The following is a 22,501-nucleotide window of genomic DNA, read 5'->3' as shown; positions in this document are numbered from 1 at the left end:
ATAATTGTTCTCCACCATTCCCATGCAAGACCTGTACATTCTCTTGCTACGACTTTTACATTTTTTGAATTCGGCGGAAGTGGTATGACTGTATTGAAATGAGCAGTTCTGTCTCTGCCGTTTCCTTCCCAAGTTTTATGGGTTAGTACTTCTTTACCATTTTTATCATATGAGAATTCATCCCAAGATACATCAAATTGAGCAACATATCCACCAGTATGATCAAGTGTCATTTTGGCACGAGAATATTCTGTAGTTGTAGTCTCAATATAATCTGTATTGTTATGAACAGCAGCAGTTGCGTTATCTTTTAAGAAAGTGCTTGTATATGAAATTGGGTATGCTGGATTTTTAGAACTTAATTCTGCATTATCTTTAATGATATTTCGGATTTCATTAAAATCTTTTGTAACAACCTTGTTATGCTCTTTTGCATCTCCGCCTAATACTACAGCGGTAAAGGTACTGTCTTCAAAAATATCTTTGTACTGTCCACTCGCTTCAACGCTTTGATTCTTAATTAAGGCTTTAAAAGCAGCTTGTACATCTTTACTCTTAGATGATGTTTCTAATTTCACATAAACTGTTCTACCATAAGCTACATTTGATACCATAACAGGCGGAGCCGCCTTACTTACCCCTTTACGAGTTAACTCGTCAAACGTAACACTATTATCAAAAAGGTCTGATGGATTGTTAGGTAGTTCTGCACTTACAGTATAAAAGATTTGCTTATATGCCGCAACCATCACTTTTTTCTCTCCATTTGCAATGGCATTAAAGTCAATGTTCAGTGCATTGTCAAGATATTTAGCGTTAACATTAAGAGCACTTGCTATTTGAGATTTACTATACACCATAGATTCTGTATACTGCATTCTTGCAGGTAACGTATGTGTTTTTGAATACTTTTGATTCCAAGTAGATACTAATTCATCTACTGCACCAGACACATTACCATATGTAGGATTTTTGACAGTAATTGTATTGTCTTTTCTCATGCCAGGTAAGTCTATACTAATATTCAAAGGTTTTCTCTTAGCTACTAACAAACTAGGTTGATTATCTGCAAAAGCTTTATTTGCAAGTTGTACTGCTCCTGGATATGTACGATTAGCCACAGAATCAATAATGGAAATATCCACTGGTGAAGTTGTAAGTGATTTTTTCTCACGTTCAACTACTACAAATTTACCATTTGAATTTGTACTTTCTTTTGGAACAAAACTCTCTACTTTATCACCATTTACTGCTAAAACCTCTTGATTATTATACTTAAGATTTGCTATACCAGTATCAATGTTAATAGCATTTTTTGTTGCATCAGCTGAATTACTTTTAGGTGTTTCAGCAAAGGAAATAGATGAATAACTAATAGTGCTTAAACTAACTAATAAACATGCTAATAATTTGATTCCTTTAACACTTTTTGTAATTTTCAAAAAATTCATTCCCTTCTTTTTTTCGTATTAAGGTATGATAATTGTTTATAAATAGTTGCTGAATAATGAACTTACATTACTGCTTTTAAAAGCTCTTGTACGAATGGAAGTAATCCACCGATAAATTTTAAAACTGCCATTGCGATTGCCATATAATTTCCTCCTCTAATCTGTACCTTGATTCATCTTCGCTATACAGATCGCTTGTATGATAATTCCTATGAATAATTGCTGAATAATGAACTTACATTACTGCTTTTAAAAGCTCTTGTACGAATGGAAGTAATCCACCGATAAATTTTAAAACTGCCATTGCGATTGCCATATGATTTCACCTCCTCTAATCTGTACCTTAATTCATCTTCGCTATACAGATCATTTGTATGATAATTCCTATGAATAATTGCTGAATAATGAACTTACATTACTGCTTTTAAAAGCTCTTGTACGAATGGAAGTAATCCACCGATAAATTTTAAAACTGCCATTGCGATTGCCATATGATTTCACCTCCTCTAATCTGTACCTTAATTCATCTTCGCTATACAGATCATTTGTATGATAATTCCTATGAATAATTGCTGAATAATGAACTTACATTACTGCTTTTAAAAGCTCTTGTACGAATGGAAGTAATCCACCGATAAATTTTAAAACTGCCGTTGCGATTGCCATATGATTTCACCTCCTCTAATCTGCACCTTGATTCATCTTCGCTATACGGATCATTTGTATAAATAATTGTGCTGAATAACGAACTTACATTACTGCTTTTAAAAGTTCTTGTACGAATGGAAGTAATCCACCGATAAATTTTAAAACTGCCATTGCGATTGCCATATGATTTCACCTCCTCTAATCTGTACCTTAATTCATCTTCGCTATACAGATCATTTGTATGATAATTCCTATGAATAATTGCTGAATAATGAACTTACATTACTGCTTTTAAAAGCTCTTGTACGAATGGAAGTAATCCACCGATAAATTTTAAAACTGCCATTGCGATTGCCATATGATTTCACCTCCTCTAATCTGTACCTTAATTCATCTTCGCTATACAGATCATTTGTATGATAATTCCTATGAATAATTGCTGAATAATGAACTTACATTACTGCTTTTAAAAGCTCTTGTACGAATGGAAGTAATCCACCGATAAATTTTAAAACTGCCGTTGCGATTGCCATATGATTTCACCTCCTCTAATCTGCACCTTGATTCATCTTCGCTATACGGATCATTTGTATAAATAATTGTGCTGAATAACGAACTTACATTACTGCTTTTAAAAGTTCTTGTACGAATGGAAGTAATCCACCGATAAATTTTAAAACTGCCATTGCGATTGCCATATGATTTCACCTCCTCTAATCTGTACCTTAATTCATCTTCGCTATACAGATCATTTGTATGATAATTCCTATGAATAATTGCTGAATAATGAACTTACATTACTGCTTTTAAAAGCTCTTGTACGAATGGAAGTAATCCACCGATAAATTTTAAAACTGCCATTGCGATTGCCATATGATTTCACCTCCTCTAATCTGTACCTTAATTCATCTTCGCTATACAGATCATTTGTATGATAATTCCTATGAATAATTGCTGAATAATGAACTTACATTACTGCTTTTAAAAGCTCTTGTACGAATGGAAGTAATCCACCGATAAATTTTAAAACTGCCGTTGCGATTGCCATATGATTTCACCTCTTCTAATCTGTACCTTGATTCATCTTCGCTATACAGATCATTTGTATAAATAATTGTGCTGAATAACGAACTTACATTACTGCTTTTAAAAGTTCTTGTACGAGTGGAAAGATCCCACCGATAAATTTTAAAACTGCCATTGCGATTGCCATATGATTTCACCTCCTTTTGTTGTTGCTACGATGTGATTTATATTATAGTAAGCGCCTATGTTTTATCAATACATCCTCATATGCAATGTTGCATATGAGGATGTAGCTTTGAAATGAAATAGTCTAGATTTTCAGCATTGTCATAAAGTGTACTTTTTGAAATAACATATAAATTTATAATGAATCAATCTTATTCCCCCTTTTCGGGGATTTGGGCAAAATTACCCTATTAGTACAAAAATCTGTATAGAATTCTGTATAAAAAAGCCCTGCATATAAGCAATGCTTTTTCTATTTCCAAAATTGCCACCACTTTTTTTGTTGGGTGGCTGCAATCAATTTTTTAATCTCCTGGTTTTCACGGATCATAGCCATTAGGTTTTGATCACGTTCATCAATTTTTTGAAAATCCTGTTGTTGTTTTTGCTGTTCAGTTAACCATTCCTTTAAATTTTCTTCATGTTTTTTAAGCAGTTCAGATACTCTTTCAGCAACAATTCTATCCAATTCCTGAATAGCTACAACTACTTGTCCTACTTGAATCTGTTCAGGTTGTTGTTTAGTTATTTGGATAGGTTCAATGTCTATATATTCAGGTAATCCTTCTTTACTGAGGAGCTCAATAATTTGTTTTGTTTGGAGGTTTCTTTTATTTCTCATTTTAGCTATAAATTGAAAAACAGGTATACATTCTTGATGAATTAAATACTTGTTCTTTTCACCTTGTTGGAAATTTAAAAAACTACTGTAGGTTTGACAGTTTCGTTTTATAGTCATAGCTGATACTTTTATTTCCTTAGCTACTTCTTCAGCTGATAACCAGTCTTTCTGTTGCACTGTTCAGATCACCATCTTTCTACACATCTAAACATCTGAACAGAAAAACAAGGGTTTCCTTGTTTTTCTGTTCAGATGACTATTTAGATAATATACAAATAGTTTAACACCTGAACATCTAAACGCAATATACAAAAGAATTGATACTTAACTGATTTTGCTTCAAATAAGGTTTGCGTGTGTCTCGTATGACTTTTTCGCCAAGCCGAAGGACAAAAAGCAAAGCAATTGTTCTCGACTTGGACTAGCAATTATAAGAGCCGAACCGCTTAGATCATTCGTTCAAAAATAGTTCTTACTCAAAATTTTGATACGTTTAGTACGTGGGGTTTCGTCCCCACACGACGAGCCAGCACTCCAAACAAAAAGCAAGGAAACCCCTAAATTCGGTTAATTTGTTTTTTATTATAAATACGGTATGTAAAATTTTACATTTATTCTTATGAGAAATAAAATAAAATACCTACACATTTAACCAAAATCACTTATAACGCTCTATATCCTCCTTTATAAGCACTTAGATACTTTGAATATAATTGCATTGTTTTGCCCCTTATCTCGTCATACAAACGAATCTGAACACCCGTTTTTTCCTGAACGCAAAATTCGAGTGATTATTTTATTCAACTTTAGATTTCGGCTCTCCAAATCATTTAAACATTGCTTTTCTTGTGATAATCCATTCTTTTCTTGTACCATTTGGGGGAAGAAAGAATTTACCACTCTATCCGAAAGGATTCTCCTTCCTCAAGCGTGTGTAGGGCGATAGCCCAACGCTAGGTGGGAGATGAATTTCGGTTTGGCATAGCCAAAAGATTTTTGATAAACTAAACACATGAAGTTCTTTGATAACTTGATATATAAGGTTGCAGGAAGAAAACAAAGTGCGAAAACCAAGCCGTTCGGTTCCTGTGTAAAATATCAACCGTAAAAAAGAACGTCCAAGCGTTGGACATCTAGGGGTGGAATAACCCGAAGTAACGCTCAGGGAGACGAAAGGTCGCTTTCGTCGTGGAACTGAGAAGCCCCCACTTCAAAATTCGTTAGAATTTAAGTGGCGGGTAGTTCATCTAATCCCTCATCGATCATTTGTTGTAATTCTTTTTTCTGTTCTTCATTTAACATAGATGGACTGTATTTATTCTTTAACTGATACACTGTACGTTAAGCGCAAAGTTTGTTACCAAAAAACTAGCCTTTTGAAAAAAAGATCCCCATATTAGGGGATCCTTTTTTAGTGAGTTAGTCTTAGATAAAGAAATTGTACTTCTTTATCTGTTACAGATAAACTAATTGATGTCTGCACTACAGCATTTATTGATATTATTAATAGAACAAACATGATTATCAAAAACCATTTTGGAATATCATTTTTCTTTTTTATGAAAGATATTAAGAGAATTAAAAGTAATATAACCAAATATGCTATTGATACATACAATTCTAAATTTTGTTGGCTTAATTTGTTAACGGTATTTCGAAAATCTTCTAAATTCAACTCATTTTCCTTATTTTCCTTTATTATTGAATTAGAACTTTTATAACCAATTTTCCACGTATATTTGTTGTTTTCTTTATCTACAATATAATAATAATTACGCACTTCTTTTTTTGTAATAATTTCTCCATTTGCTAAAATTTTTGAACTAGGAACCATTATCCCTATAAGGCATAGCACGATAATTAATTTACTCTTCATATTTTAGTCTCCGACATTTAATGTATTTTCATATTCTTTTATTACTTTGTAAAAAGTATTTTTCTTCAAGTCTAGTACCTCCATGAATTGAACCCCAGTTATTTCTCTATTTTTCCACTTCGGATAAGTTTCTTCTATTAGAAGTAATTGCTTTGAGCTTAAGGTCGAAAGGTTCAACTGAGGACGACCTAAATGTTTCCCTTGAGATTTAGCTACCGCAATCCCTTCTGCTTGTCTCTGATGAATTTTTTTTCGTTCTTGATCTGCAACATAGGAAAGTAAAGATAAAAATTGATCTTCCATTAATCGTCCCATGTCACCCATTTCACGGAATTTACGACTATCAAACAGGGTTTCATTTTCTAAAACAACAATATCTGCTTGTAATTCTCTTGTTATGTATTTCCATTCTGAAATTACTTCATCATAATTTCGTCCCATACGATCTAAAGCATCGATACAAACAATATCACCTGAACTTAATATTTTGCGTAATAATTGATACTGAGGACGATCAAAATGTCGTCCACTTGCTTTATCGACAAAAATACGTCGAGCTTCCACTCCTCGTTCCATCATTTTATGTAATTGGCGTTGTTCATTTTGATCTTTTGTACTTACACGTATATATCCATAAATATTCGCCACGTTTGATATTCTCCTTACATTTGTTACCACAATTATACCACTTTCGTTTATAAAGGTGTTCATTAAAGATAAACGTTTATAAAAACATTTGTGCAACCTTTATAAACTTGGTATTTCACTGTTTCATAGATATCCTTTCACTGTTTATAAAGGTATAGCTTTACAAACGGTTGCTCACTTTTCCTATTGGTGGAGAAATTATATCGGATAAATTTTTAATAAATATCGACTTTCCAGCATTAAATAGTCCTGATTTTATAAGAAAAATGGGTTTAACGTGCAATTTTCTTTTTTGGATATGGTGAGGCCTTATATAGGAAACTACAAGACAAAATATAATAAAAAACCTGTTATAAAATAAAAAATACCCGCCATAACTGGGAAAAATTTCAGATGTGGCGGGTTATTCTTTGAATCGTTTCCGTACCCCTAATATAGAAGAACTCAATACGAAGGTTTTGTAACGAAAAAATAAAGAAGAATGGTGAGGTGAAAATATGTTAGGCGCAATTCATAAGAAGAGTGAAAGAATCAATTTAAGAAGGAATAAGTCGTGGGTGTATATGGCAATTATCAGCTTTTTATTTCTTGGCTTTTTTGCCTTTTTGACTTCTAAATTCTATATGCCCAATGATGAAAAGCTCTTTCATACAGAAACAGATAAGGCTATCAAGCTACCTGGTATGGGGAAGTTAGTGGTGGGAAAAAGGGAGTACAATCCGTATAAAAACTTCATGGAAATACAGTTCCGATTAGAAAACTATGAAGAAACAGGTTATACATTCCAAGCACAGGAAAAATCAAACCCGGGTACACAGTTACCTGTCAAAGTGTTGTATGAAGAGAATGGGCATTATGTGGTTGAGGTACAAAAATTATCTCCGAACTGGGGAGCTGTAGCGTTAGACATTTACAATAAAAATGGTGAGAAAGAACAAGTAGATATTCGGAAATTTACCAAAGACTCTTCAGAGTATGAAGAAGAAAGTACAAATAAAGACACGCCTAATAAACTTGCATACACCATTTTTACTGACCAACGAAAAACAAAAGCAAATGATGAATTATTGGCAAAAGATAAGCAAGAATATGAGAAAGATTTTATAGAAAGAGATAAAAAAGATTGGAAAGAAAAGATCACAAATTACGGAAAAGCAATTAAGTTAGAAGAAGAAAATGCGAAACAAGTAGATCAAAAAGTAAAAGAACTAAAAGAGGAAATGAAGTATCAAACGGAAGCAGAAAAGATGGAAATACAATCAAAGATTTCAGCTTTGGAATCGAAAATAAAAGAGTCTGAAAAGAACGTTGAGTTGTTCAAAACGGAACAAGAAAATGCACAAGATAAGATCAAAAAACTGGAGAAAAAGGCACAAGAAATTCATAAAAACTGAAAAAAGTCTTAGGGACATGATGGAGACATGAATAAGAAATAAGGGGACGCCAAGGGGACATTCAACTACTTTTCTTGTTCCCATCGTTTCGCTAGGCTCCGCCTAGCTTCACACCCTAGGTGGGAACAAAAACCCCTTATGTCTTCTCACTATTTTTTGTTCTCTACCCGAATTTGCAGAAAGGAGCGGAAATTGTGCATCTAAAAATAAGAGATATAGATCCAGTTGCAATCAAAAAGTTTGATGAAATGGCAAAGAAAAAAGGAACATCAAGACAAAAACTTTTAAAGGGTATTCTCAAAATGGCAGCTTTCTTACCTGAGCAATCAAAAATGGAAATGGAGTTAGAAAATCTGATTCAAAAAAACATCCATGTGATGAATGATTGTTATAACGAAATGAAAAAAATGAATGCGTTTATACAAACGATGATGCAGGATGATGAAAATGAGTAATGCGGCTTCTGTTCCATCTTCAGTAACGCCGGGTGTTGTGTTAAAAATAAAATTTGTCTTGCCAAACTCCGATGCATTTCAAAATTATATTGAATACGTTGATCGAGAGGAAGCGAAAAGTGTTTTTTTGAATGAATTTTAATCATGAGAAGAAGTTATTTCTAGGTTAAATAGTATATATAAATCAATGTAGTACAAATTAATATAGTAAGTATGAATTTATATAGCTAGAAAGGATTCGTATTCGAATGACAGAAAATAAAAATGATAAATCAAGGAAAGTAGAAGATATGTTTGAATGGCACTTCAATGAATTAGAAGGTGCAAAGTTTTTTCCAAGTATATCATCAGGTTTAGAAAATGATTCATTTGCTTCAGTAGATAAAACAGAAACGATTAATCGAAAATCTGATGATAACAAATAAAGAAATTTTTAAAAAATAACGGTTTAAAGTTGATGAAGAGGAGCGAACTTTAACGCTCTCTGTGATACCTTCCTTCATCGTTAAATAAAGCATCTGCAATGACGGAAACGATACCCTTAAACTTCTGGAACGAAAACCAAGTGTCAAACTGAAAACAAGACTGAAAGACCATACGAATTTCGTACCAACCGTAGGGACTATGGGGTAGCCTTCTAAATAACTAGCGGTTACGCTGGTGTTCGTAGGAATCCCACACTTCAAGCTTAGCTAAGTAGGGGGAGTTCAATCATGATCATTAAGTTCACTTTTCTCATTTTAGAGTATTTTTACTTATTAGCTTGATAGCGATGTGGCGGTACGCCGATAAGAAATAAAACAAAAGGTAGAAAAGTATACATTTCTACTTTTCTACCTTTTCGTAGTTTATTGAAAATCATTCACCAGAACTTCCACCAAGGCTTTTTCTTCTCTTTTGCTGCTGCAATTTCCGCATGATATTCCTTCATTAATTGTTTTGTCTCCTGGATCTCTCTTAATGTTTTCATCAAATTCTCATCTCGTTTTTCCAATCGTTGTTCAATTTGTTTATTGCCTTGCTCAACTTGTTCATTTAACCTTTTCTCCATTTCCAACATGCTTTGATTCATTTCTTTCGCCATAACGCTATATTGCTTCTGCAATTGTTGTTGAATGTGGAATGGAATTAAATCCGCTTCCTGGGGCTCTTCTTCTTTGATTATACTTGGATTGATACTTTCTAATCGTTGCATAATAAGCTTCGCTGCTTTTTCAAGCGTTATACTGTCATGCTTACTAAGTTCAATTAACTTTTCTATCACCATAACGTCATGCTCTGTATATTCTCTCTTACCTTGTTTATTCTTCTTAATAATGTAGGATTCTCGTTGGAGGACTTCCACATACTTTCTTAGTGTGCTGTCGCTCACTTGCAAACGACTATAGACGTCTTTAGCGGTATAAATGATTTTCATATCCGACATAACGCTATAACACCTCCTAAAAGAAAATATTCCATGGCGCCTTATTAATTCCTTCAAGTAAAAAAATCTTAATAATTTGTACTTTCATTTATAGGATGCGAGCATAATCATGATTAGTTCTTGTAAGTTTTTTGAAGAAAATAGGTTTGTTATAATTAATTTAGCAATATATGGGGTAGCACCACATATCCATCAATTTAAGAATTTTATAACATCCCCAAAACAAAAAAATTGTACATTTTCACCTGAAGATATCAATTTTTTCGTTTTGGGGGATTTACCTTACTTAGCTTGATGGGCATGGGGTGGTACCCCTTTGTTAACTTATCTTCATCTAATCCATTATCATATTCCTAATGTGAAATGACCTTTTCACTCTCTAAATCTAATAAAACAGTTTCTAACTGTTCCCTAATTCTATTCGGTTTTTGATTTTGTTTAATACCCATAACTGCTAATAACCCCTTATCTCCACCTATAGAATATGGGGTTCTGGTGCAAAAACTTTGAAGTATATGAAAAAACTTGGACATACTGATAGTACTACTCTATAAAAGGTGCGTGATCAGTATGGAAAAGGAGAATATATTTAAGTGGAAACATTATCAACCAGACATCATCTTATTAACTGTACGTTGGTACCTACGGTACAACTTAAGCTTTCATGATTTGGTGGAAATGATGGAAGAACAAGGTTTCTCCCTGGCTCATACAGCTATTATGCGATGGGTACATCAATATGGGCCGGAGTTTGATAAACAAATTCGACGTCATCCCAAACAAACAAATAACTCATGGAGAGTGGACAAAACATATATAAAAGTAAAAGGACAATGGAGGTATTTATATCGTGCCGTTGATTTTGAAGGAAATACGATTGATTTTTATTTGAGTAAATCTAGAAATCATACGGATGCAAAGCGATTCTTCAAGAAAGCTTTGCGGTCTTTTCATGTCTTAAAACCCCGTATCATCACGGTTGATAAGAACCCTGTTTATCCAATCGCTATCGAACAGTTGAAGAAAGAAAAAAGGATACCAATAGGCACCCAAATCCGAAGGATAAAATATTTAAATAACATAGTGGAACAAGATCATCGTTTTATTAAAAAACGTATACGCTCTATGTTGGGATTTAAATCATACAAAACATCAGCCTCTATATTGAGTGGTGTAGAAGCGATGCATATCATTAAAAAGGCCAACTTATTTTACGGGACAAGTCTGTCCAAAATGAAATGAAGTTTATTCATCAACTATTCGGAATGGCTGCATAAGAATAGATTCCATTAGGAATTTATATACCTCTTTCAAATAAATGCAATCTTTGCACCAGGACCACTTTTTGTATTTTAACAATAGACATTGTAATCAATCCTTAATTAATAAATTTCATATTCATCTAATATATCTTTCAGTTCAAACCAATCATCATCTGAAAAAACATTATCGAGTTTGGATAACTTAAATTTCACTTTCTGTGCAAAAATAAAAATGCTATCAGCCAATTTTATTAATTGGTCATCTTCTAACTTATATAGCGTATCTCCATATAAATATTGCCAGACATATTCTGTTACTTCCATATCTTGTTCAGGCGAGTTCTCTATACATTCTATAATATAAACAAAATCTTCTTTTATCTTTTCATACACTTCTTCTAATACTAATTTTTTTGGTATCTTGATTTGATTTTCCGATAATGATTTTATTAATTTTTCCTTCTGTTTTTTACTCAAGCTATCGCTATTAAACTTGGTTTTTAAATCAAGTAATCGGTCATATTCTGTATTCATTATTTTTATGATTTTCTTCTGATTAACTCTAAGGAAATCAATATCATTATCAGTGTAAATTCCGTCTGTATTGATCCTTCTAATTAGGCTATTTATATTCTTGCCAATATAATTTATTTCTTTAGTTAAATCTCTATAAGCTTTCATATCCACTTCAAGTTTGAAATGTGATTTTACTGAATCAATAACAAATGCTGAAACATTTTTATATCCAAAATCTATAGATTTATTTTTTAAAAATTCTTTTTCATCTTTAAACAATTGAATTTCCAGTCTTTCCTTTTTTCTATTTGCTCTCAATTTCATTTCTCCTTTCATTAAAAATCGAGCGAAGCGACAACAAATTTATAAGGTATTTACATCGTAAATACCTTATAAAAATTTGTAAAGGTTGTAGGAAACTCCTACCAAGTCAAAACGAACGTTTTGGGGTTTGCCCGGGCAAACCCGTAGCTTGCCCTTTGCTAAAACCTCAATATTTCCTCCTCAAAATCATACCATCTTTTCCAGTTATATGGCATAATATGTTAAACATTTCATAAGGAAGTTGGTATGTAAATGGGGAATGGTATTCCGTAAGGTTATAAACCTAAAGAACGACACAGATATGACATTAGAAAATGCCACAAAGCAAATTGTATCATGGCATCAAGGTGTTGAAGTGTTGCCGTTGGATCGACATGAAGTTGAGCACTATGAAGGGTTCTGGTGCAAAGATAAAATAAAAGAGAATATAGCGCATATGTATGGAGCGGAATTGTATTTTATGCTGTTAGCCCAAATAATTGATGGATGAATTCTTTCTGATTTTGGACAGACTGATTGATATTATGGTTCAGTTGCAAAGCTTTTGAAAGTAAGCTAAACTTTTGCAAAACAAAGTGAGGAGAATCATAAATGGGATATTTTAAAAGAAAACAATTCAGGAAAGATATTATTTTGGTAGCCGTCGGCTACTACTGTCGTTTTTCTTTAAGTTATCGAGATGTATCTGAAATTCTGAAAGAACGTGGTGTATCGGTTCATCCCACAACCATCATGCGATGGGTTCATGAATATGGAAATCTCATTTATCAGATTTGGAAAAAGAAAAACAAATCTGCGCAGCTATCTTGGCATCTGGATGAAACCTATATCAAAGTTAAAGGGGAATGGCGTTATCTCTATCGTGCAATTGATACAGATGGACACACACTGGACATTCAACTCCGGAAAAAACGAGATCATCAGGCTGCCTATACCTTTATGAAAAGATTGGTGAAAACGTTCGGAGAACCAACAGTTCTCACAACAGACAAGGCTCCAGCGTTACTTTGCGCGTTTAAAAAATTAAGAGAAAACGACTTTTATAAACACACAACCCATTGTACAATCAAACATTTAAATAATCTTATCGAACAGGACCATAGGCATGTAAAGCGACGCTTTGCCAAATCTACAGAATTTCAAAACCTTCTCCATGCTTCACGTACCTTGAAAGGAATCGAAACGATTCATGCCATATAGGGGTACAGCCGAGATACGTGTAATTTTGAGTATTAGCCTTACTTTTATTTCCAAACAAAACCTATTGAACGTATAACTAGGTTTTATTACGTCTATTTACAATAAAGATTCTGTCTTTGTCTATTATGGGGTCCCACCAACATTTCGCGAATTTCGTACGTTAAGAAGGTTCCATAAACGGTATTTGATGTTTGGTATTATACTTTGTTTTTGCTAATGAGTTTCGGAACTGATTTTCAAACGTATTTCAGTCAGTTTTGGCAGATATAAATTAAGTTCCTTAAACGACCGTTTATGGTGCTTAATTTACGGACTAATGTATCGAATGGATGTAAAAGATCCTTTTTTATTCTGTTCAATAATCGAATCAGATTCTTGAGTAAGAGAAGGAAGGTTTTTTGTTTAATGTTAGCGAATAGAAAAAAGAAAATTTTTAAGGAGGATATAGAATGTCGCAGTCATTATTAACTGGTATGGAAGGGGTATTTATACCAGTTAAAGATCCGAAAATATCAGCTGAATGGTATGAAGAAAAATTAGGATTTAAACTTATTTACATTGAAAAAGAAGCCGCAGTTATGAAGATTGCAGAAGAGTCGCAAACAGTAGTATGTCTTGTAAGAACCGTTAATCACCAGGCTATGAATTTTCCTGAGAATGGCTTTGGAGTAGGAAAATACTATAACTTTATTCCAAAAGATATTAACGAGACTTATCGACTATTAATTGAACGTGGTGTCAAAGTAAATCCTATTAGTGGAGAAGAAACTACCAAATTTTTTACGTTTTTTGATCCAGATGGAAATCCTTTAGGTGCCTGTCAATAAATTTATATTTTTTACTTAAAAGTTGCTTGTTAGACAAAATAAATTAAAAGAGCCGATCCTTTTGAAGTGACCCCATAAAGTTAGACAGGTTATTTCATTAGGCAACCTTTTGGGCATGGGTCCGGTATTGTACCGGGCTCATGCCTTTTAGTTTTGCCTTAATTCTTTTATGATTATAGTACTTTATATATTTTGCTAGTTCTTTCTTAAAATATTCTATACTCTTAAATTCTTTTCGATACAGAAATTCTGACTTCATGATGCCAAAGAAGTTTTCAATCACTGCGTTATCGTAACAGTTTCCTTTACGAGACATGCTTTGTGTAATGCCACGTTTAGCAAGGGAATGACGGTATTGTTTCATTTGATAGTGCCAACCTTGATCAGAATGGATCAAGAGTGTATCTTTGACTGTTAAGTGTTCAAACGCTTGGTCTAACATCGTTGAAACAAGTGAATAAGTTGGTCTTGAACCAATTGTGTATGTGATAATTTCACCATTAAATACGTCCAACATTGGCGATAGATATAGCTTTTCTCCAAATAATTTAAACTCCGTAATATCCGTAACCCACTTTTTATTTGGTTTTTCAGCTTGGAAGTTACGATTTAAAATATTAGGTGCAATTTTTCCAACTGTTCCTTTATAAGAGCGATATTTTTTCATACGAACGAGACATTTTAATCCCAATTCTTTCATGATACGATACACTTTTTTATGATTTACTTTATGTCCGCGATTCGTAAGTTCATCACGAATACGACGATAACCATAAAGCCCCTCATGTTCGTCATAAATGGTTCGAATCAATCCTTTTAGTTCTACATCTGAATCAGGAAGATTGAATCTTTTAACCCAATAATAATACGTACTGCGCGGAATACCTGCGAGCTGAAGTAGCACCTTCACTGAAAATTCATGCCTTAATTCATAGACTACTTGGGCTTTGTCTTGTTTCGTGATTTCTCCTTGTTTTGAACTAAGGCATTCAACTTTTTTAAATATGCATTTTCCATACGTAAACGCTCATTTTCCGCTTGTAGTGCCTCTATCGAACCTTCAACTATTCCTTGATCTTTAGTTGTATTTGTTTTTTTCTTTTCCATGGATGGACGCCCCTTTTTCTTTGATTGTAGGGCATCCAATCCTCCTGTTTCATAAGCTACTTTCCATTTTCGAAGTGTTTCGTAAGAAGGAATATTGAAAAGCGCCGCTGTTTCCCTGATAGATGTCCCTTGTTCGTTCATATAATTAAGTACATCTAGTTTATACTGGGTAGAGTAGGATGTATAGCGTTTTTCAAAAGCATTTTCACCTAAGGATTCATATTGTTTAATCCACTGATAGAGCATACTGGGGTGAACATCAATAGATTTAGCAATTGTTTTTCCACCTTCAGTCCCCTCTAAATATCGTCTTATCGCTCGTATTTTTTCTTTTGAAGAAAATTTAGCCATAAAAAAGTGCACCTCCGATTGTTAGACTGTGTCTAACAATCGGGGTGCACTTCATTTAGAGTACAGGGAATCGGCTTTTTCTTTATAAAATTTTGCTTAGCGTACGAAATTCGCGTTTTGTTGGTGCTACCCCATTATGGGTTAACCCTAATCATCCATTGGTTAGTTACTGAAAACACTTTGTTTCAATTGTGTGATTAGGGTGTATGATAATAAGTTTAAAAATGAAAGATTAGACATACGAAGGATTTTTATAAAAAAATCATAGATAAAAAACCCGATTTTAAATCGAGTTGGAAATAAAAGTAAGCCTATGACCTATTTTTACACGTATCTCGGCTGTACCCCATATATAAACGAAAACGCAGTTTGCAACCAAACTGCGTCTTTTCAACATACAATGAATTACAAAAACTACTTGCAATTGTATAAATTTCATTTGTAATCACCCCAATTCTTTATCTGTTAAGAAACTTTGCAACAGAACCGAATAAAAAAAGATATTGTTATATTCTTAAATCTGTAATATAATGAATTTATAGAATTCTTAATATTCAGAAATTTAGAGAGGAGGAAATAATATGGCAATCGCAATGGCAGTTTTATCATTCTTAGGTGGAGTAATTCCATTAGTAGCAACACTTCTAAAAGCATTCATGTAATAGAATTCTCTGCACTTATTTATAAAAATTATCATACAAATGATCTGTATATCAAAGATGAATTGATGTGCAGATCATTTGTGTGAGCAAACTTTAAACAAGAAAAAGAATCCCAGAAATCATAAGGGATTCTTTTTCTTTATGTAATTACGGCATTAACATGTTTGCTACCGAGAAGTGGTTTTATGTAAACCTTACATGTATGGAATATACATCCAATTTTTATGACAAATCGTTTCTTCCGAATGGTACAATCAAGGAAGAGGAGGGGTATTATGAAGAAACATCGTTTTAGAAATCTATTTTTCTGCTTTACAGCTCTTTTAGTGTTATCTGCTTGTCAAAAGTACAACGGTAAGTTAGAACAATGGGGTAGCACTGTTGACACTGTCGATACAGCTAAACTAAAAAGAAATAACATTCCGTATGAAATAAAAGATGGTAAAGTATATATTCCCGAAGATGCCTTTAGCGATGCTACACTGTGTTGTACATAAGCAGTGATGTAAGCCCGTTTCTAAAGGGCGGGGTTTGTTTTACATGGGGTAAGCACCACATGTAAAACAACCTAACAGAGCAGGTTACCCCCAAAACGAAAAAAATGAACTTTGTTGCTATAAAAGGCACAAAATTTTCGTTTTGGGGGTACTTCAAAATCTTAGCTTGATGGTGATGTGGCGGTACCCCTATATGTAGGGGATCTAGTTCCTGGGGAAAAAATTACTTTCTGAAGACCCGAAGCAGTCTTTGAAGGCCGAGGGTATCAATTATTAGAAACAAAATATATAAGATCTCAAACGCCTATGTGTTCCTTGAAAACAAGATATCATATGAGGTTCGATAGACTAACTCACGCTATCGGTAAAATGATATGTGTCGTCAAGAACAAGACGCTAAAACATTTGTACACAAAACTAGCTGTACGGTATGGTCATAGTACCGTAGCTCACGAACCTATAAAGTCTGTCGTGAGAGTGGTGATGGCACACTGCAATCTTGCACGTCAGCGATACCAGAAATGGACTTCGCCTTTGGTAGCAAGAATCCCAATGGCCTTGCCAGCTTGTCCCTTTAGGGATGGGAGTGTCAAATTGTAGCCTTCTATATAAGCGATTCCATCAGTGACTCCTTTTGGAATTTCTGCTGGTTTAGGTGGTTGCTCCGGAACAAAAAACTCAACTTCTGCAGTATTATACGTACGTTTCACATCAACACAGAATTACGTTTCTAATACGTCATGACTAAGTAAATAGTCTAGTGGACCTCATGATTTGTACCGTCAAGATGATGCGTTGTAGCGCTATGCGTTCGCAACCCTGTTTCTACACTAACACCACAATCACATAGAATTTTAACAATCCGCTTCAAGTAATCACGTTTTTCGCATAGCGCTACAACGGATGCTCTAGGATAAGATACTGGTTTGATTGAAAAGCTAGGTGCCTCCTACACAATATCGATACCATTCCTCATAATATAGTGTTTAAATTGATCGAAGCTCTAGAGTGCTTTCTTAGAGTCAATACGTTTATACCCTTCTTTATTGAAATAGTAGATCTCTTCAAAATCATGCAATATATAAAATTGTCTTTCTGCTCATTATGAAGACACGGAAGTTACCTTCTAAGTACAATCCAAATGTGCAATTATCTGTCAAAGTGTTATTTTATTAAAATATGGTATGTGAAATTTTATTTGTAGTCTTTCAAAAAACATTTATACTTTCCTTAGATACAAACTATAATAAACAACCTAGTTGCCCTAGTGACAATGTTGCTGTCCTAGTCCGTGAGATATATAAGAAGGGAAAACAGCAACACGTTAATGTTTTTGTTTATATTTATCTTAACGTATAAAATCTGCAAAATGACGGCAGCCCCCTATACAAATAAAACAAAAGGGTTCGTCACTTATTCTTGTAAAAACTCTTTTATAATCAAACTTTTTCAGTGATTCATTTTAAAAATAATGTGCCCCCTTAAAATCAAGAGTTTATACTGAAGAATACAGCTTATTTTACATATCGACTTTGTGATATAGGCGCTCATTTTTAGAGCAATGTTTCTCTTAAAATCGACTATGAATCTAATAAAACCTCAATCTTTTCAAGAAACCCGTCATGCAACACTTGTCACTATACATGTTCTTTATCAACAAGTGTTGCAATGTATATGTATGCTATATTCCACAAAAAAAGTACAAAATTATTATTTTTATACATAAAAAGAACAGTACAAATTGCAACTTAAAGTAATCGGTACTGTTTCTTATTCATGTATTATTCTTTAAACAATTTATATCTATAAGTTTAAGATGCAGGTACCAATTTCCAAACGAGTTTCTTATCACTTACCTCAGCAAAAATCCCAGGTCTACTACTCCCCCCTTCAGGTATTACTTCTCTATAATTTAAGTATCCATTATCTTCTGCTTGAATTGTATACCCACCCTCTACAGGAGTTATCGTCCAATAAGAAAAATGTGTTATATCCCAATCTAACAACGATGATTCAGGACTATAAGAAATCCACTTAGCAATTTTAGTATTTCCAACAATCATAAAATCAGGAGATTGAATTCGATATTTCCCATTTTCTTCTGAATAATAGAATTTTAAAGAGGTTCCTGTTCCACGTACAAGAGCAACATAGCAGAAATGACGTTGCGCAAGCAATGATTGAAGCGCACTTATTCCCAGTGTTTGGGAATCCGCTGTAACTAAATAATAACGTTTATTTGTATCAATTCTATCTGCTACTTCATTTACTGAATTAGATGATGCAGATGCACTTGCTTTCTCTATTGGCAAAAATCCTAAAAACGTAATCAAAACGAGGAATGATATTAATACTCCTTTAGCCCTCATAACAACACTCCTTTTCATATTTGAATATAATAGAGATATAAATATTTTAAGAACCTAAAAATCTACTATCTTATTATCAATTCTTTACCCACGTATTATCTTTTGGAAAGGTTATATTTAAAACTTATGTCTTTACAAATTTATATAACATTTAAGATGCAGGTACTAATTTCCATACAACTTTTTCTGTACTTAAAGTAGCAGTTGTCCAAGTCTTACTCAACTCTACCGTGTGATAACTCAAGTAGCTATTATCTTCTGCCTGAATTGTATATCCACCATCCACAGGACGAATAGTCCAATAACTGGCGAATTTTTCGTTATTAATAGAGGGCGATAAACTTTCTGTAAACCAGGTAGAAGCATTATGCGATATAATTTTCACAAACATCTCAATACGATATTTTTTATTTTCCTCAGAATAATGTAATTTTACAGGGTCACCAGGTGCACTGAATTGAAAGTACTGCATATTCATAATTGAGCTATGCCATGGAAAATATAACCCTTTATTTGGATTGTCCGCTCGAGCTATATAATAATTTTTACTCGTATCAATCCGATCTCCTACTTCATTTACTGGATTAGATGATACAGATGCACTTGCTTTCTCTATTGGCAAAAATCCTAAAAACGTAACCAAAACGAGGAATGATATTAATACTCCTTTAATTTTCATAGAAACACTCCTTTTCATATTTGAATATAATAGAGATATAAATATTTTAAGGACCTAAAAAGTCTACTAGCTTATTATCAATTCTTTATCCACGTATTATCTTTTGGACAAGTTATATTTAAAACCTATGTCCCATAAACTTTAAGAAACAGGTAATAATTTCCACACGACTTTTTCTTTACCTAAGCAGGCACGGGTAATAGGACCATACATTGTTGATTCAATCTCTTTATAATCAAGGTATCCTCCTTCTGCTTGCAGTGTATATCCCCCTTCTACAGGAGTTATCGTCCAATAAGCCGCGTCTTTTTCACTCGGGTTAAACTTTAAATTACTATCTAACCAATAATCAATAAATCCTATCTTCGGAAACGGAAAAGGCATCCCAATACGATATTTCTTGTTTTCTTCAGAAAAATACAATTTCATAGAAGCTGCCGAAGGGTTTTCTACTGTGTTACCTCTTGAACTAACTACTAAAAACGGGTAATAATTAAGAGACTCGTGATAACGTAATCCTCTTGTTGGTGAATCTGCTGGAACTATATAATAGTTTTTACTTGTATCAATCCGATCTCCTACTTCATTTACTAGATCAGATGATACGGATGCACTTGCTTTCTCTATTGGCAAAAATCCTAAAAACGTAATCAAAACGAGGAATGATATTAATACTCCTTTAGCCCTCATAACAACACTCCTTTTCATATTTGAATATAATAGAGATATAAATATTTTAAGAACCTAAAAATCTACTATCTTATTATCAATTCTTTACCCACGTATTATCTTTTGGAAAGGTTATATTTAAAACTTATGTCTCTACAAATTTATATAACATTTAAGATGCAGGTACTAATTTCCACACAACTTCTTTTTTACCTAAATAGGCACGGGTAATAGGACCATACTTGTGTGATTCAGCCTCTTTATAATCAAGGTATCCTCCTTCTGCTTGTAGTGTATATCCTCCTTCTACAGGAGTTATCGTCCAATAAACCGCGTCTTCTTCACCCGGACCCAAATATAAATGACTATCTACCCAATAATAAGGAAGTCCAGGCATTGGATAAAGCGTCCCAATACGATATTTCTTATTTTCTTCAGAAAAATACAATTTCATAGGAATTCCGGAAGGGTTTTCTACTGTGTTACTTCTTGAACTAACTACTAAAGACGGGAAAAAATTAAAAGACTCGAGATAACTTAATCCTCTTGTTGGTGAATCTGCTGGAACTATATAATAGTTTTTACTTGTATCAATCCTATCTCCTACTTCATTTACTAGATTAGATGATACAGATGCACTTGCTTTTTCTGTTGCTAAGAACCCTAAGGATATAACCAGAACGAGTAGCGATATTAATACTCCTTTAATTTTCATAAATACATCTCCTTTCAATTATTTAACTACTATAGTAATTCAAAATATAAAAACTTAATATTAAGAAAAATTGTTTTATAGTGTTTTAGTATGAATCTTGTTTAATTATCTTGCTACAGGTATTACGATGAATATACTTATCGCGATATGAGTTTATACAATTGCAGTAGCACGGATTCGAAATTTTAATAAAACAAAGTTTATATAAGAGTCTTCCTGTGAAATAAATCTTGTTGGAATTATAAGTGTAGTAGTATGAAGTATGATTATTTGAGTAATTAGTGCAATATGTCAGTAACTGAGGAGTAAAAAATTTTTCTTTATTACTTTGCAATTTCGAAAAAATATTATTTATTAAAGGGTATAATAAGAAACCATTTACAAGGGGTATTGGGGTATAAGGTGACAGTTGGATTCGAACCAACATAAAAGGGTATGCTAACCTTTCACCACGCCTAATTGGTATGCCACCATATGAAAAATATTGATACATTAAAATAAAAGGCGACAATCGGATTTGAACCGATGATACAGGTTTTGCAGACCTGGGCCTTACCACTTGGCTATGCCGCCATATAATTCTCTATAGAAGAGAATTAACACTCTGCTTTCCAATTAAAACAATGTTGCACACTGCACCAATTAACTATTATTTCTAAATAAACAGATTATCAATAAGATTATAACATTGTTTTTTTAATTTAGTAACCTAAATTACTGATTTTTCAAACATAATAATTCTTTACAGAAAACCTTCAATAATTTGTCTCCCTTGTCTATTGAAGTAGAGTAGCCTCCTCCAGCTAAATAAGAGAAGAGGCATGTGACTTCAACGTACAAATATGTTTTATTACATAAACCATGAGTTAATCCTACTAAAATAGTGGATGAAAATTAGATATTTACAGGATCCTCTTGCCTCTATAAAGAGGGATAGTTCAGTATTACAGATATCTAATCCCCTAAAATAAAATTTTTTTGAACATATTTAAGGAATGTAGATTCCTATTTTATGTTACAGATATACACCCTAAATATAGATTGAATATCTAATAAAATAATTTTGTACCTTGATAATACCCAATACCTTTTCTGTCGAATAGCTTTTCTTTAATTGCTATAGGATCAGTGGAATAACTATTCTTATGACAACCTGGATTCAAATATAGATCGTTTAGTGTTAATACGTCCTCTTTCTTATAAATCGTGAGTCCCATGTTATCTGTATTTAGGGGGCGTAATCATTGGATTAGGATATGTGTTTGAATGTGCAACCATCTGATTTGGTAAAAAAGCAGCTATAGCAGCTGGAACTGTCTCTATATAAATATCGTCTGAACCAGCTCCAGTAACAACCTGTCTTAATTCACTTTCATCAACTACACTAACCAGCCCACTAGTATTCCATTTTTGTTTTCTCATTTCATCTGATTTTTTTCTTCTAAACATTGTAACCACCCTTTTTTTATAATTTTTTATTCTGTTTTGAATTTACATATGTAGAAAATATTGAATACATTTTCTATTTTCACTTAATGAATTTTATTTTTTA

19 protein-coding genes, 1 tRNA gene and 5 pseudogenes are annotated in these 22,501 nt (G+C 33.2%); 10 read left to right on the top strand and 15 right to left on the bottom strand.

From position 1 onward, the window contains the following. The 4 genes from NSQ40_RS29035 to NSQ40_RS29020 all read right to left on the bottom strand — a co-directional run. Positions 1 to 1,451, bottom strand: a 1,451-nt coding sequence (locus tag NSQ40_RS29035) for a thiol-activated cytolysin family protein (protein WP_341286186.1), incomplete at its 3' end; no start/stop codon positions are given. 2,152 nt (positions 1,452 to 3,603) lie between these two features. Further along, entirely contained in the window at positions 3,604 to 4,149 is a 546-nt protein-coding gene (locus NSQ40_RS29030) for a DUF3967 domain-containing protein (protein ID WP_003203679.1), read from the bottom strand. A gap of 1,234 nt (positions 4,150 to 5,383) precedes the next feature. Further along, entirely contained in the window at positions 5,384 to 5,848 is a 465-nt protein-coding gene (locus tag NSQ40_RS29025) for a hypothetical protein (RefSeq protein WP_033796818.1), read from the bottom strand. A 3-nt stretch (positions 5,849 to 5,851) separates the two neighbouring features. Next, positions 5,852 to 6,526, bottom strand: coding sequence for a recombinase family protein (locus NSQ40_RS29020; protein ID WP_003210083.1), 675 nt, complete (start codon positions 6,524 to 6,526; stop codon positions 5,852 to 5,854). Between the two features lie 467 nt (positions 6,527 to 6,993). Here NSQ40_RS29020 and NSQ40_RS29015 point away from each other — a divergent pair, with 467 nt between their 5' ends. From NSQ40_RS29015 to NSQ40_RS29000, 4 genes and pseudogenes are all read left to right on the top strand, one after another. After that, complete coding sequence (locus tag NSQ40_RS29015) at positions 6,994 to 7,890, top strand: hypothetical protein (RefSeq protein WP_033796817.1); 897 nt, start codon at positions 6,994 to 6,996, stop codon at positions 7,888 to 7,890. 194 nt (positions 7,891 to 8,084) lie between these two features. Beyond that, positions 8,085 to 8,345, top strand: a complete 261-nt coding sequence (locus tag NSQ40_RS29010) for a hypothetical protein (protein WP_033797163.1) — start codon at positions 8,085 to 8,087, stop codon at positions 8,343 to 8,345. After that, a pseudogene (locus tag NSQ40_RS29005) lies at positions 8,338 to 8,466 on the top strand (MobP2 family relaxase); the annotation flags it as partial. The gene NSQ40_RS29010 and the pseudogene NSQ40_RS29005, both read left to right, overlap by 8 nt. 127 nt (positions 8,467 to 8,593) lie before the next feature. Further along, positions 8,594 to 8,770 carry a hypothetical protein gene (locus NSQ40_RS29000; protein WP_003203668.1) on the top strand — a complete coding sequence of 59 codons (177 nt, stop codon included), beginning with the start codon at positions 8,594 to 8,596 and terminating at the stop codon, positions 8,768 to 8,770. Between the two features lie 437 nt (positions 8,771 to 9,207). On the opposite strand, the gene NSQ40_RS28995 is transcribed toward NSQ40_RS29000, so the two are convergent. Next, positions 9,208 to 9,771 (bottom strand): DUF3967 domain-containing protein, encoded by a 564-nt coding sequence (locus NSQ40_RS28995; RefSeq protein WP_033796816.1) that lies wholly within the window; start codon positions 9,769 to 9,771, stop codon positions 9,208 to 9,210. Between the two features lie 570 nt (positions 9,772 to 10,341). Between NSQ40_RS28995 and NSQ40_RS28990 the strand changes: the two are divergent. Continuing rightward, positions 10,342 to 11,048, top strand: a pseudogene (locus NSQ40_RS28990) (IS6 family transposase). 105 nt (positions 11,049 to 11,153) lie between these two features. Here the strand turns inward: NSQ40_RS28990 and NSQ40_RS28985 are convergent. After that, entirely contained in the window at positions 11,154 to 11,873 is a 720-nt protein-coding gene (locus tag NSQ40_RS28985; protein WP_033796813.1) for a hypothetical protein, read from the bottom strand. A 259-nt stretch (positions 11,874 to 12,132) separates the two neighbouring features. Between NSQ40_RS28985 and NSQ40_RS28980 the strand changes: the two are divergent. Then, positions 12,133 to 12,267, top strand: a pseudogene (locus NSQ40_RS28980) (DUF3967 domain-containing protein); the annotation flags it as partial. Positions 12,268 to 12,331: 64 nt separating this feature from the next. On the opposite strand, the pseudogene NSQ40_RS29595 reads toward NSQ40_RS28980, so the two are convergent. After that, a pseudogene (locus NSQ40_RS29595) lies at positions 12,332 to 12,418 on the bottom strand (IS6 family transposase); the annotation flags it as partial. 46 nt (positions 12,419 to 12,464) lie between these two features. On the opposite strand from NSQ40_RS29595, the gene NSQ40_RS28975 reads away from it, so the two are divergent. Together NSQ40_RS28975 and NSQ40_RS28970 are read left to right on the top strand one after the other, a co-directional pair. After that, complete coding sequence (locus tag NSQ40_RS28975) at positions 12,465 to 13,073, top strand: IS6 family transposase (protein WP_003210073.1); 609 nt, start codon at positions 12,465 to 12,467, stop codon at positions 13,071 to 13,073. A gap of 449 nt (positions 13,074 to 13,522) precedes the next feature. Further along, on the top strand, positions 13,523 to 13,900 hold the full coding sequence (locus NSQ40_RS28970) for a VOC family protein (protein ID WP_003210071.1): 378 nt from the start codon (positions 13,523 to 13,525) through the stop codon (positions 13,898 to 13,900). A gap of 97 nt (positions 13,901 to 13,997) precedes the next feature. On the opposite strand, the gene NSQ40_RS28965 is transcribed toward NSQ40_RS28970, so the two are convergent. Continuing rightward, positions 13,998 to 15,358 (bottom strand): IS3 family transposase gene (locus tag NSQ40_RS28965; protein ID WP_341286185.1). Its coding sequence is split into 2 segments (ribosomal slippage): positions 13,998 to 14,902 and positions 14,902 to 15,358, totalling 1,362 coding nucleotides; the frame shifts between segments, so codons are not numbered across the junction. Between the two features lie 345 nt (positions 15,359 to 15,703). Between NSQ40_RS28965 and NSQ40_RS28960 the strand changes: the two are divergent. Both NSQ40_RS28960 and NSQ40_RS28955 read left to right on the top strand, forming a co-directional pair. Next, positions 15,704 to 15,790: pseudogene (locus tag NSQ40_RS28960) on the top strand (IS6 family transposase); the annotation flags it as partial. Between the two features lie 505 nt (positions 15,791 to 16,295). Continuing rightward, positions 16,296 to 16,517 carry a hypothetical protein gene (locus NSQ40_RS28955; protein WP_016115623.1) on the top strand — a complete coding sequence of 74 codons (222 nt, stop codon included), beginning with the start codon at positions 16,296 to 16,298 and terminating at the stop codon, positions 16,515 to 16,517. A 506-nt stretch (positions 16,518 to 17,023) separates the two neighbouring features. On the opposite strand, the gene NSQ40_RS29590 is transcribed toward NSQ40_RS28955, so the two are convergent. The 7 genes from NSQ40_RS29590 to NSQ40_RS28920 form a co-directional block, all read right to left on the bottom strand. Beyond that, positions 17,024 to 17,227, bottom strand: coding sequence for an N-acetylmuramoyl-L-alanine amidase (locus NSQ40_RS29590; RefSeq protein WP_098716241.1), 204 nt, complete (start codon positions 17,225 to 17,227; stop codon positions 17,024 to 17,026). Between the two features lie 1,101 nt (positions 17,228 to 18,328). Beyond that, positions 18,329 to 18,886 carry a hypothetical protein gene (locus NSQ40_RS28945; protein ID WP_018768043.1) on the bottom strand — a complete coding sequence of 186 codons (558 nt, stop codon included), beginning with the start codon at positions 18,884 to 18,886 and terminating at the stop codon, positions 18,329 to 18,331. A 151-nt stretch (positions 18,887 to 19,037) separates the two neighbouring features. Further along, positions 19,038 to 19,565, bottom strand: coding sequence for a hypothetical protein (locus NSQ40_RS28940; protein ID WP_224796228.1), 528 nt, complete (start codon positions 19,563 to 19,565; stop codon positions 19,038 to 19,040). A gap of 141 nt (positions 19,566 to 19,706) precedes the next feature. Further along, entirely contained in the window at positions 19,707 to 20,255 is a 549-nt protein-coding gene (locus tag NSQ40_RS28935) for a hypothetical protein (RefSeq protein WP_041488850.1), read from the bottom strand. Between the two features lie 151 nt (positions 20,256 to 20,406). After that, the gene (locus NSQ40_RS28930) at positions 20,407 to 20,949 is read right to left on the bottom strand and encodes a hypothetical protein (protein ID WP_033796890.1); all 543 of its coding nucleotides are present in this window, start codon (positions 20,947 to 20,949) and stop codon (positions 20,407 to 20,409) included. A 502-nt stretch (positions 20,950 to 21,451) separates the two neighbouring features. After that, positions 21,452 to 21,522: transfer RNA gene (locus NSQ40_RS28925), tRNA-Cys, on the bottom strand. 645 nt (positions 21,523 to 22,167) lie between these two features. Continuing rightward, positions 22,168 to 22,398 carry a hypothetical protein gene (locus NSQ40_RS28920; RefSeq protein ID WP_003210328.1) on the bottom strand — a complete coding sequence of 77 codons (231 nt, stop codon included), beginning with the start codon at positions 22,396 to 22,398 and terminating at the stop codon, positions 22,168 to 22,170. Positions 22,399 to 22,501 lie beyond the last annotated feature (103 nt).

Origin of the sequence: Bacillus sp. FSL K6-6038 (genome assembly GCF_038050455.1) — a bacterium.
Classification (GTDB): Bacteria; Bacillota; Bacilli; order Bacillales; family Bacillaceae_G; genus Bacillus_A; species Bacillus_A pseudomycoides.
This window is presented reverse-complemented; position numbering and strand designations above follow the sequence as displayed.

Coding starts and splice junctions, on each gene's coding strand:
- NSQ40_RS28955 (WP_016115623.1), top strand. CDS start 16,296: ATGAAGAAACATCGTTTTAGAAATCTATTTTTCTGCTTTACAGCTCTT.
- NSQ40_RS28970 (WP_003210071.1), top strand. CDS start 13,523: ATGTCGCAGTCATTATTAACTGGTATGGAAGGGGTATTTATACCAGTT.
- NSQ40_RS29015 (WP_033796817.1), top strand. CDS start 6,994: ATGTTAGGCGCAATTCATAAGAAGAGTGAAAGAATCAATTTAAGAAGG.
- NSQ40_RS28945 (WP_018768043.1), bottom strand. CDS start 18,886: ATGAGGGCTAAAGGAGTATTAATATCATTCCTCGTTTTGATTACGTTT.
- NSQ40_RS28935 (WP_041488850.1), bottom strand. CDS start 20,255: ATGAGGGCTAAAGGAGTATTAATATCATTCCTCGTTTTGATTACGTTT.
- NSQ40_RS28940 (WP_224796228.1), bottom strand. CDS start 19,565: ATGAAAATTAAAGGAGTATTAATATCATTCCTCGTTTTGGTTACGTTT.
- NSQ40_RS29000 (WP_003203668.1), top strand. CDS start 8,594: ATGACAGAAAATAAAAATGATAAATCAAGGAAAGTAGAAGATATGTTT.
- NSQ40_RS28995 (WP_033796816.1), bottom strand. CDS start 9,771: ATGTCGGATATGAAAATCATTTATACCGCTAAAGACGTCTATAGTCGT.
- NSQ40_RS28975 (WP_003210073.1), top strand. CDS start 12,465: ATGGGATATTTTAAAAGAAAACAATTCAGGAAAGATATTATTTTGGTA.
- NSQ40_RS28920 (WP_003210328.1), bottom strand. CDS start 22,398: ATGTTTAGAAGAAAAAAATCAGATGAAATGAGAAAACAAAAATGGAAT.
- NSQ40_RS28985 (WP_033796813.1), bottom strand. CDS start 11,873: ATGAAATTGAGAGCAAATAGAAAAAAGGAAAGACTGGAAATTCAATTG.
- NSQ40_RS28930 (WP_033796890.1), bottom strand. CDS start 20,949: ATGAAAATTAAAGGAGTATTAATATCGCTACTCGTTCTGGTTATATCC.
- NSQ40_RS29025 (WP_033796818.1), bottom strand. CDS start 5,848: ATGAAGAGTAAATTAATTATCGTGCTATGCCTTATAGGGATAATGGTT.